The sequence below is a fragment of the Burkholderia sp. MSMB2157WGS genome (assembly GCF_001532755.1).
In the GTDB taxonomy this organism is placed as follows: domain Bacteria; phylum Pseudomonadota; class Gammaproteobacteria; order Burkholderiales; family Burkholderiaceae; genus Burkholderia.
The window spans coordinates 25,253-34,965 of the sequence record NZ_LPJG01000054.1 but is presented as its reverse complement, the minus strand read 5'-3'; the positions used below and the strand labels follow the sequence as shown (position 1 = coordinate 34,965).

General features: G+C 68.3%; 10 protein-coding genes. 4 read left to right on the top strand and 6 right to left on the bottom strand.

The genetic code is table 11. The annotated features are described in order from the left end of the window. On the bottom strand, positions 1 to 488 hold a 488-nt coding region (locus tag WT53_RS31470; protein WP_156447921.1), incomplete at its 3' end, for a DUF3683 domain-containing protein. A gap of 587 nt (positions 489 to 1,075) precedes the next feature. On the opposite strand from WT53_RS31470, the gene ilvA reads away from it, so the two are divergent. Both ilvA and queF read left to right on the top strand, forming a co-directional pair. Continuing rightward, positions 1,076 to 2,599 carry a threonine ammonia-lyase, biosynthetic gene (ilvA, locus tag WT53_RS31465; protein WP_034208369.1) on the top strand — a complete coding sequence of 508 codons (1,524 nt, stop codon included), beginning with the start codon at positions 1,076 to 1,078 and terminating at the stop codon, positions 2,597 to 2,599. A gap of 12 nt (positions 2,600 to 2,611) precedes the next feature. Next, positions 2,612 to 3,436, top strand: coding sequence for an NADPH-dependent 7-cyano-7-deazaguanine reductase QueF (gene queF, locus WT53_RS31460; protein ID WP_034208370.1), 825 nt, complete (start codon positions 2,612 to 2,614; stop codon positions 3,434 to 3,436). A gap of 51 nt (positions 3,437 to 3,487) precedes the next feature. Here queF and WT53_RS31455 read toward each other — a convergent pair whose 3' ends face one another. The 4 genes from WT53_RS31455 to WT53_RS31440 form a co-directional block, all read right to left on the bottom strand. Further along, a complete protein-coding gene (locus tag WT53_RS31455; RefSeq protein ID WP_034208371.1) occupies positions 3,488 to 3,907 on the bottom strand; it encodes a VOC family protein in 420 nt (139 codons plus the stop codon). A gap of 170 nt (positions 3,908 to 4,077) precedes the next feature. Next, entirely contained in the window at positions 4,078 to 4,464 is a 387-nt protein-coding gene (locus WT53_RS31450) for a RidA family protein (protein WP_006497391.1), read from the bottom strand. Positions 4,465 to 4,589: 125 nt separating this feature from the next. Continuing rightward, the gene (locus tag WT53_RS31445) at positions 4,590 to 6,071 is read right to left on the bottom strand and encodes an amidohydrolase family protein (RefSeq protein ID WP_034208372.1); all 1,482 of its coding nucleotides are present in this window, start codon (positions 6,069 to 6,071) and stop codon (positions 4,590 to 4,592) included. A 2-nt stretch (positions 6,072 to 6,073) separates the two neighbouring features. After that, positions 6,074 to 7,012 carry a MurR/RpiR family transcriptional regulator gene (locus WT53_RS31440; protein ID WP_034208373.1) on the bottom strand — a complete coding sequence of 313 codons (939 nt, stop codon included), beginning with the start codon at positions 7,010 to 7,012 and terminating at the stop codon, positions 6,074 to 6,076. Between the two features lie 119 nt (positions 7,013 to 7,131). Between WT53_RS31440 and WT53_RS31435 the strand changes: the two genes are divergently transcribed. Continuing rightward, a complete protein-coding gene (locus tag WT53_RS31435; RefSeq protein ID WP_034208374.1) occupies positions 7,132 to 8,412 on the top strand; it encodes an amino acid deaminase in 1,281 nt (426 codons plus the stop codon). Between the two features lie 156 nt (positions 8,413 to 8,568). Continuing rightward, entirely contained in the window at positions 8,569 to 9,150 is a 582-nt protein-coding gene (locus WT53_RS31430; RefSeq protein WP_006487930.1) for a DJ-1/PfpI family protein, read from the top strand. A 68-nt stretch (positions 9,151 to 9,218) separates the two neighbouring features. Here WT53_RS31430 and WT53_RS31425 read toward each other — a convergent pair whose 3' ends face one another. Further along, positions 9,219 to 9,665 carry a MarR family winged helix-turn-helix transcriptional regulator gene (locus tag WT53_RS31425; protein WP_034208375.1) on the bottom strand — a complete coding sequence of 149 codons (447 nt, stop codon included), beginning with the start codon at positions 9,663 to 9,665 and terminating at the stop codon, positions 9,219 to 9,221. Positions 9,666 to 9,713: the final 48 nt, after the last annotated feature.

Genomic DNA, 9,713 nt, shown 5'->3' with positions numbered 1-9,713 from the left:
GCCTTGGTCGCGCGGCGGCGCAGCTCGGCCATCTTGTCGAATTCGTCCGCGAACTCGTCGACCGCGCGCTGCGCGGCGCTCTCGAGCATCTCGACGCGCGATGCGCGTTCGCGGCCGGCGTCGTCGCGGTGCTCGGTGAGATCCGCGCTGCGGCGCTTGCCGATCTCGGTCAGGCGGTGGTTCAGCGCCTCGATCAGCAGCGCGCGGCGCTTCGGGTTGTCGAGCAGGTCGTCCTGCAGGTACGGGTTGCGACGCACGACCCAGATGTCGCCGAGCACTTCATACAGCATCCGTGCCGAGCGGCCCGTGCGGCGCTCGGCGCGCAGCTCGTCGAGCACCGACCATGCGTCGGCGCCGAGCAGGCGGATCACGATCTCGCGATCCGAGAAGGACGTGTAGTTGTAGGGAATCTCGCGCAAGCGGGGCGCGGGGTCGGCGGCGACGGCGGCGGCCGCGCCATGCGGATCGAAAACTTGTGGTGCGTTCATGTTCGGACGACTCGGAGGGCCGATACCCCGTGCACGGGCGTCGGCAAGCGCGTGGGCGCAATCTTGGGGAAATCTGTTCTGTTACCAGGCGCGCGGCTGTCCTTCATGGGGCCGGAGCGGGCGACTCGCCCCTCCTGGCCGGCGACAGGGCCTGGCGGCACTCGGAACCATCAGCACGATCGCGCGCGGCGCGCATGCCGTTCGGCCGCGGGGCTGGCTGCGCGCGGCGTCGGCTTCAACGGTGCGATCCGAGGGTGCCTCTGCATCTTCCGAATCCTTGATTCAAAACGGAATTCTAACCCATGATCGGGCCGCCCGTGACACGCCGGACAGGTCGTGGGGCTATCGCCGCGCGCCGCGCCGGGCGGGGTTCGGCGCGGTTTCGTGCGACCATTCGCCGTCCGTCCGGTCGGTAACCATGCGGTTAAGCCGATAAAAAATCTCGCCCGGCGACGCCCCCCCCCCCTGCCGGCACGCGCGCACGGTCGCCCGCAATCGCCCGCCCGGCATGCCGCTTGCGTACGGGCGGACCCTTGGCGCTATCATTGACCCTTTACCGTCTGCATCCGCACTGCACGCGAGCGCCCATGGCATCCCACGATTACCTGAAGAAAATCCTCACCGCGCGCGTCTACGACGTCGCGATCGAGACGGAACTCGAACCGGCCCGCAACCTGTCGGCCCGGCTGCGCAACGCCGTTTACCTGAAGCGCGAGGACAACCAGCCGGTGTTCTCGTTCAAGCTGCGCGGCGCGTACAACAAGATGGCGCACATTCCGGCGGACGCGCTCGCGCGCGGCGTGATTACCGCGTCGGCCGGCAACCACGCGCAGGGCGTCGCGTTCTCGGCGGCGCGGATGGGCGTCAAAGCCGTGATCGTCGTGCCCGTCACGACGCCGCAGGTGAAGGTCGACGCGGTGCGCGCGCACGGCGGGCCGAGCGTCGAGGTGATCCAGGCGGGCGAATCGTACAGCGATGCGTACGCGCACGCGGTCAAGGTCCAGCAGGAGCGCGACCTCACGTTCGTCCACCCGTTCGACGATCCGTACGTGATCGCCGGCCAGGGCACGATCGCGATGGAGATCCTGCGCCAGCACCAGGGCCCGATCCACGCGATCTTCGTGCCGATCGGCGGCGGCGGGCTCGCCTCCGGCGTCGCCGCGTACGTCAAGGCGGTGCGCCCGGAGATCAAGGTGATCGGCGTGCAGGCCGAGGATTCGTGCGCGATGGCGCAGTCGATCGACGCGGGCGAGCGCATCGAGCTGAGCGAAGTGGGCCTGTTCGCGGACGGCACCGCGGTGAAGCTCGTCGGCGAGGAAACCTTCCGGCTGTGCCGCGAGCTCCTCGACGGCGTCGTGACGGTCAACACCGACGCGCTGTGCGCGGCGATCAAGGACGTGTTCCAGGACACGCGCAGCGTGCTCGAGCCGTCCGGCGCGCTCGCGGTCGCGGGCGCGAAGCTGTACGCGGAACGCGAAGGCATCGAGAACCGGACGCTCGTCGCGGTCACGTCCGGCGCGAACATGAACTTCGACCGGATGCGCTTCGTCGCCGAACGCGCGGAAGTGGGCGAGGCACGCGAAGCCGTGTTCGCGGTCACGATCCCCGAGGAACGCGGCAGCTTCAAGCGCTTCTGCTCGCTGGTCGGCGATCGCAACGTCACCGAGTTCAACTACCGGATCGCCGATGCGCAATCCGCGCACATCTTCGTCGGCGTGCAGATCCGCCGTCGCGACGAATCGGCGGAGATCGCCGCGAACTTCGAATCGCACGGCTTCAAGAGCGTCGACCTGACGCACGACGAGCTGTCGAAGGAACACATCCGCTACATGGTCGGCGGCCGCTCGCCGCTCGCGCTCGACGAGCGCCTGTTCCGCTTCGAATTCCCGGAACGGCCGGGCGCGCTGATGAAGTTCCTGTCGTCGATGGCGCCGGACTGGAACATCAGCCTGTTCCACTACCGCAACCAGGGCGCGGACTACAGCTCGATCCTCGTCGGGCTGCAGGTGCCGCAGGCCGATCGCGCCGAGTTCGAACGCTTCCTCGCGGCGCTCGGCTATCCGTATGTCGAAGAGAGCGCCAACCCGGCTTACCGCCTCTTCCTGTCGTAAAGGCGTCACACGATGAATCCCGAACATTCCCCGCTCGGCAAGGCCACCGTCTACGCGACGCAGTACGACGCGTCGCTGCTGTTCCCGATCCCGCGCGCCGGCGCGCGCGAGCAGCTCGGCATCACGTCGGCGCTGCCGTTCTTCGGCACCGACATCTGGAACGCGTACGAACTGTCGTGGCTCAACGCGCGCGGCAAGCCGCAGGTCGCGATCGCGACGTTCTACGTGCCGGCCGAATCGCCGAACATCGTCGAATCGAAGTCGTTCAAGCTGTATCTCGGTTCGTTCGCGCAGTCGAAGTTCGACTCGGTCGACGCGGTGCGCGACGTGCTGAAGCGCGACGTGTCGGCCGCGTGCGGCGCAAGCGTCTCGGTGCAACTGGTGTCGGCGCACGATTTCCGCAAGCTGGAAATGGACGAGCTCGACGGGCTGTCGCTCGACCGGCTCGATCTCGACGCCGACGTGTACGAACCCGATCCGTCGCTGCTGTCGGCCGCCGAGGACGAAGCGCCGGTCGAGGAGACGCTCGTGTCCGACCTGCTGCGCTCGAACTGCCCGGTCACGGGCCAGCCCGACTGGGGCAGCGTGCAGATCCACTACGTCGGGCCGCAGATCGACCATGCGGGGCTGCTGCGCTACATCATCTCGTTCCGCAATCACACGGGCTTTCACGAGCAGTGCGTCGAGCGGATCTTCCTCGACATCCTGCATGCGTGCAAACCGGTGAAGCTCGCGGTGTATGCGCGCTATACGCGCCGCGGCGGGCTCGACATCAATCCGTTTCGCACCAATTACAACCAGCCGATGCCGGATAACGCGCGGACCGCGCGGCAGTGAAGCCCGCCGGGACCGTTCGCCCGCCCCTTCCGGGCGGCGGACGGCCCGGGTTCATCGTTGCGCCGGGCGCTGCGGGAGGATTTCCACCAAGCGCAGCAGGTAGCCGTCGGGGTCTTGCACCAGCATCTCGATCTGGCCGTGCTCGATGTCGTCCTGCCGATACCAGGATGTTCGCGGTCCGACGAACAGCGCCACGCCCGCGGCGACGATCCGGTCATGGATCGGGCCGATCGAATCGACCTCGATCTGCAGGTTGATCCCTCGCCCGAACGGCGGCTCCATCGGGCCTGTCAGCCAGCTTTCCGGGCGCTGCTGCTCGAGCATCAGCTGAGCCCCTCCGAGCTCGAGGTACGCGAATCCGTCTTCCGGACGCTCGAAGCGGATCCCGAACCCCAGCACGTCACGATAGAAGCGCACGCTTGCGGCAAGGTCCGAGCAAATCAGCTCCGGCACCAGCGCAGCCCATTCCATACATGTCCTTGCGGTCGTCCATGCCGCACGTTACACGAACGAGCTGCATGCGTTGCAACGGTTGCAGCCGCGCGACGGCCCGGAGTCCGTCGGACCGCGCCCGGAAATGACGAAACGGGCTCGGTGCCACTCGCACCGAGCCCGTTGCGTATCGATTCGCCGCGGCGGGATTACTTCGCCGGCGCCTTGTAAGCGATGCAATCGACCTCGACCTTGCAGTCGATGACCATGCTCGACTGCACGCACGCGCGTGCCGGCGGGTTCTCGCCGAAATACGAAATGAACACCTTGTTGAACGACGCGAAATCGCGCGCGTCGTCGAGCCACACGCCGCAGCGCACGACGTGCTCGAGGCCGTAGCCGGCTTCCTTCAGGATCGCGATCACGTTCTCGATCGCCTGCTTCGACTGCGTGACGATTCCGCCTTCGACGACCTCGCCGTTCACCATCGGCGTCTGGCCCGACACGTACAGCCAGCCGTCTGCCTCGACCGCCCGCGCGAACGGCATCACCTGGCCGCCGGTCCCCTTCGCTTCGCCTACGCCATATCGCTTCATCGTTTCACTCCTCGTGTGTCGACCCGAGTCGGCGCTGCGGCGCTGACTCCGGTCCCATGCAACGCTCGGTTGCGGATACGCGCGCCGGCTGCTGCGGCGCGCATGGAAGATCGGGATGCGCGCGTTCAGAACGCCGCATCGGCACTGGCCGGCACGCGCTCGCCGCGCGCGACGAAACCGCCGGCGCGCTCGCCGGTCGGCTGGCCGTTTTCATAAGTCAGCACGCCGTTCACCCACACGGCGTCGATCCCGTGCGCGGGCTGCTGCGGCTTGTCGAACGTCGCGGCGTCGATCACGCGCGCCGGATCGAACAGCACGAGATCGGCGTGGTAGCCGACGTGCACCTCGCCGCGGCGCGCGAGCCCGAAGCGGCGCGCGGACAGCGACGTCATCTTGCGGATCGCCTCCTCGAGCGGCAGCAGGTTCGTGTCGCGCACGTAGTGGCCGAGCACGCGCGGGAACGCGCCCCACAACCGCGGATGCGGCAGCGGATCGTTCGGCAGCCCGTCGGAGCCGACCATCGTCGCCGGATGCGACAGGATGCGGCGCACGTCGTCCTCGGACATGTTGTGGTACACGGCGCCCGCCGGGCGAATGCGCTGCGCGGCCTCCTGCTCGGTCACGCCCCAGTCGGCGGCGATCGCCTTCAGCAGCTTGCCCGCGACTTCCGGGTGCGGCTCCGACCACGTGATCGTGATGTCGATGTCGCCCGTCACCTGCTTCAGGTCGAGCGTCGACGAACTGCGGCTGTACGGATAGCAGTCGCAGCCGACCGGCTGGTAGCGGCGTGCACCGTCGAGCGACGCGAGCACCTCGGTGCTGCGCCCCCAGTTCGACGGACCCGCGCATTTCAGGTGCGAGATCACGACCGGCACCTGCGCGTGGCGGCCGACGCGATAGGCCTCGTCCATCGCATCGAGGATCGCGTCGAATTCGGTGCGCATGTGCGTCGTGTACAGCGCGCCGGCTTTGGCGAGCGGCTCGGCGAGCGCCATCACTTCCTCGGTCGGCGCGGCGAACGCGGAGCCGTATGCGAGACCCGACGACAGGCCGAGCGCGCCGTTCGCGAGCGCCTCCTCGAGCTGCGCGCGCATGCCGGCGATCTCGCCATCGGTCGCCGCGCGGTCGAGGCGGTCCATCTGGTTGTTGCGCAGCGCCGTATGGCCGACGAGCGCCGCGACGTTCACGGCCGGGCGCGCATCGTTCACGGCCGCGACGTAAGCGGCGAAGCTCGGGTACCGGAACGCGCCGCGCTCGCCGAGCAGGTTCATCGGGTCGGGCGGATCGCCCGCGAGCGTCACCGGCGATGCGCTGATCCCGCAGTTGCCGACGATCACGGTCGTCACGCCCTGCGAGATCTTCGGGATCATCTCCGGCGCACGGATCACGTGCGTGTCGTCGTGCGTGTGCACGTCGACGAAACCCGGCGCCAGCGCACGGCCGTTCGCGTCGACGACGGTCTCGGCGAGCCAGTTCGACAGGTTGCCGATCGCCGCGATCAGGCCGTTGCGGATCGCGACGTCGCGCGCGACGGGCGGCGCGCCGGTGCCGTCGTACAGTTGCGCGCCGACGATCAGCGTATCGGCCGCTTCGGGATGCGAATGCATGGTCAGTCTCCTACCGGTTGACGGTCTCCGCCGCCGCGGTGCGCATCGAGCGCGTGCTTGATGCGGCGCAGCGATTCCCGGCCCGCATCGCCGAGCCGCAATGCGACGCCGGTGACGAGCACGTCGATCGCCATCATCATCGCGTAGCGCGATGTCGAAGGCTTGTAAATGAAATCGGTTTCGAAGGCGACGACGGGAATCAGATGATCGGCGAGCTTCGCGAGCGGCGACGCCGGCGCGGTGATCGCGATCAGCTTCGCGCCGTAGCGCTTCGCGAGCCGGCAGCTCTCGAGCAGCTCGGGCACGCGCCCGCTCACCGACAACGCGACGACGACGGTGTCGCTCGCCAGCGTCGCGGCCACCATCCGCTGCAGCAGGCTGTCCTGGTAGCTCGCGACCGGCCGGCCGAACCGCACGAGCCGGAAGCGCAGCTCGTCGGCAAGGGCGGTCGAGCCGCCGCCCTGCCCGTACACGTAGGTCATTTTCGCGCCGGCGAGCAAGTCGGCCGCCGCGTCGAACGACGTGTTGCGCAGCAGTTGGTGGTTGTGCGCGAGCGCCACGCGAATCTCGTCGTAGACCATCGACGCGGGGCTCGTGTCGTCGGCCGGCGCGTCGTCGGACGGCACCAGAAAGCGCTGGCCGACGGCCGCCGCCTGCGCGACGAGCACCTTCAGCTCGCGCACGTCGCGGCAGCCGACGGCCTTCGCGAAACGCGTGACCGTCGCGACGCTGACCTCCGCGTCGCGCGCGAGCGCGCCGATGCTCGCATGCGCGGCGCGCGCCAGATCGGCGAGGATGAACGCGGCGACCTTGCGCTCGGCTTCGCGCAGCTCGGGCGCGCATTCGGCGATCCGCGCGACGATGTCGAGGACCGGCGGCGCGGCCTGAGCCGAATGGGGCTCGGCCGCGGGCGAAGCGGACGGGGAAGCAGGCGTATTCATCGGCGGAAAAGGGTGCGAAGCTGGATGTTATTAAATAACATCACCGCGCCGATGCTACTTTCTGTACCATCTGCATGTCAACTTCAGTGCAATGCATAGTGATGATGGAGCGGGATGACATGAAAGTTACAAACTATCAGGAAGCGACGATCGATCCGTTCGGCAAGGGCCTGGGCAATCTGCCGAGCGCGAGCGTGCCGCTCGGCGACGCGGGCCGGCTCGAATGGAACCTGCTCGCGGAAGACGTCAGCCTGCCGGCGGCCGTGCTTTACGCGGATCGCGTCGAGCACAACCTGAACTGGATGCAGGCGTTCGTGCAGAAATACGGCGTCAAGTTCGCGCCGCACGGCAAGACGACGATGGCGCCGCAACTGTTCCGCCGCCAGCTCGACGCCGGCGCGTGGGGCATCACGCTCGCGACCGCGCACCAGACGCAGGCCGCGTATCACGGCGGCGTGCGGCGCGTGCTGCTCGCGAATCAGCTGGTCGGCCGCCAGAACATGACGATCGTCGCGGGGCTGCTGTCCGATCCCGAGTTCGAATTCTTCTGTCTCGTCGATTCCGCGGACAGCGTCGATCAGCTCGGCCGCTTCTTCGGCGACGCGAAGAAATCGCTGAACGTGCTGATCGAGCTCGGCGTGCCGGGCGGCCGCGCGGGCGTGCGCGACGCCGCGCAGCGCGAGGCCGTGCTGGCCGCGATCGCGCGCTATCCGGACACGCTGAAACTGGCCGGCATCGAGCTCTATGAAGGCGTGCTGAAAGAGGAAGGCGAGATTCGCGCGTTCCTGCAGCAGGCGGTCGCGCTCACGCGCGAGCTGGCCGAAGCCGGCCGCTTCGCGCGCACGCCGGCGATCCTGTCCGGCGCCGGTTCGGCGTGGTACGACGTGGTCGCGGAAGAATTCAAGAAGGCGTCCGACGCGGGCTTCGCGGAAGTCGTGCTGCGTCCGGGCTGCTACCTGACGCACGATGTCGGCATCTACAAGAAGGCGCAGACCGACGTGTTCGCGCGCAACCCGATCGCCCGCTCGATGGGCGAAGGGCTGCTGCCGGCGCTGCAGCTGTGGGCGTACGTGCAGTCGGTGCCGGAGCAGGATCGCGCGATCGTCGCGCTCGGCAAGCGCGATGCGGCGTTCGACGCGGGCCTGCCCGAGCCGGCGCGCCACTTCCGTCCGGGCCGCGACACCGCGCCGCGCGACGTCGCCGCCGCCGAAGGCTGGGCCGTCACCGGGATGATGGACCAGCACGCGTACCTGCAGATCCCGCCGGGCGCGGACGTGAAGGTCGGCGACATGGTCGCGTTCGACATCTCGCATCCGTGCCTGACGTTCGACAAGTGGCGCCAGGTGCTCGTGCTCGATCCGCAATTCCGCGTGACGGAAGTCGTCGAAACCTTCTTCTGACGCACGCCGCGCGCGGCGCCGCCCCGCCGCTCGCGCGGGCGGCCGTCACGCGCGCTTCAATCTGCCGGAGTACACTGCGCTTTCGTCCTCGGGCCCCGTCGTCGCCGTCGTGCACGGCGCGACCGGGCCTTCAACGCTGCTTCACTGGAGAAAGCCATGGCCGCGAAGAAGATCCTGTTCCTGACCGGCGATTTCGCCGAAGACTACGAAACGATGGTGCCGTTCCAGGCGCTGCAGGCCGTCGGCCACCACGTCGACGCAGTCTGTCCGGGCAAGCGCGCGGGCGACAAGATCAAGACCGCGATCCACGATTTCGAAGGCGACCAGACCTACACCGAGAAACCCGGCCACCAGTTCACGCTGAATGCGGCGTTCGACGACGTCGACGCGGCGCGCTACGACGCGCTCGCGATCGCGGGCGGCCGTGCGCCGGAGTACCTGCGACTCGATCCGAAGGTGATTTCGCTCGTGCGCGAGTTCGCCGAAGCCGGCAAGCCGATCGCGGCGATCTGCCACGCGGCGCAACTGCTCGCGGCCGCCGACGTGATCCGCGGCAAGCGCATTTCGGCGTACCCGGCCTGCGCGCCGGAAGTGAAGCTCGCGGGCGGCGAATACGCGGACATCCCGGTCGACGCGGCCGTGACCGACGCGCCGTTCGTCACCGCGCCCGCGTGGCCCGCGCATCCGGCGTGGCTTGCGCAGTTCCTCGCGCTGCTCGGCACGCGCATCGAGCTGTAAACCCGCATTCGATCGGAAGGAAATGAAGCGGCGGCCGGCGGCGCCGACGTACCGCCCGGCGCCGCACGTCAACGCGCGTCCGGCGTCGACCCGACGTCCGCGATCCGCGATTCCAGCATCGCGAGCGCACCCGACAGCGCATTCAGCACGTCGTCCGGCAGTTGCGCCATCGTCTGTTCGAGAAACGCCTTGCGGCGCGGCAGGCATGCATCGAACGCCGCGCGGCCGGCGTCCGTCAGCGTGACGTTGGTCACGCGGTTGTCGCGCGCGTCCGATTCGCGTTCGATCCAGCCGAGCGCGTCGAGCGACTTCAACTGGCGCGTGAGCGCGCCCGGATCGATGCGCAGCACTTCGACGAGCTTCTTCTGCGACGAATGCCCGTCCATCGTGTGCAGCGCGACCATGATGCGCCAGCGCGGCATCGGCTGCCCGACGTGCGCTTCGAACGCGGTCATGAACGCGCGATACGTGCGTCCGAATTGCTGCAATATCGCGACGCGGTCCTGTTCTTCCATGCGCTGATTTCGTTCCGGTGAATCGTTGAGTCGTCGAATCGCCCGATC

What these genes read in the sequence shown, in the direction of transcription:
- ilvA (WP_034208369.1), top strand. Translation starts at nt 1,076, where the DNA reads ATGGCATCCCACGATTACCTGAAGAAAATCCTCACCGCGCGCGTCTAC.
- queF (WP_034208370.1), top strand. Translation starts at nt 2,612, where the DNA reads ATGAATCCCGAACATTCCCCGCTCGGCAAGGCCACCGTCTACGCGACG.
- WT53_RS31455 (WP_034208371.1), bottom strand. Translation starts at nt 3,907, where the DNA reads ATGGAATGGGCTGCGCTGGTGCCGGAGCTGATTTGCTCGGACCTTGCC.
- WT53_RS31450 (WP_006497391.1), bottom strand. Translation starts at nt 4,464, where the DNA reads ATGAAGCGATATGGCGTAGGCGAAGCGAAGGGGACCGGCGGCCAGGTG.
- WT53_RS31445 (WP_034208372.1), bottom strand. Translation starts at nt 6,071, where the DNA reads ATGCATTCGCATCCCGAAGCGGCCGATACGCTGATCGTCGGCGCGCAA.
- WT53_RS31440 (WP_034208373.1), bottom strand. Translation starts at nt 7,012, where the DNA reads ATGAATACGCCTGCTTCCCCGTCCGCTTCGCCCGCGGCCGAGCCCCAT.
- WT53_RS31435 (WP_034208374.1), top strand. Translation starts at nt 7,132, where the DNA reads ATGAAAGTTACAAACTATCAGGAAGCGACGATCGATCCGTTCGGCAAG.
- WT53_RS31430 (WP_006487930.1), top strand. Translation starts at nt 8,569, where the DNA reads ATGGCCGCGAAGAAGATCCTGTTCCTGACCGGCGATTTCGCCGAAGAC.
- WT53_RS31425 (WP_034208375.1), bottom strand. Translation starts at nt 9,665, where the DNA reads ATGGAAGAACAGGACCGCGTCGCGATATTGCAGCAATTCGGACGCACG.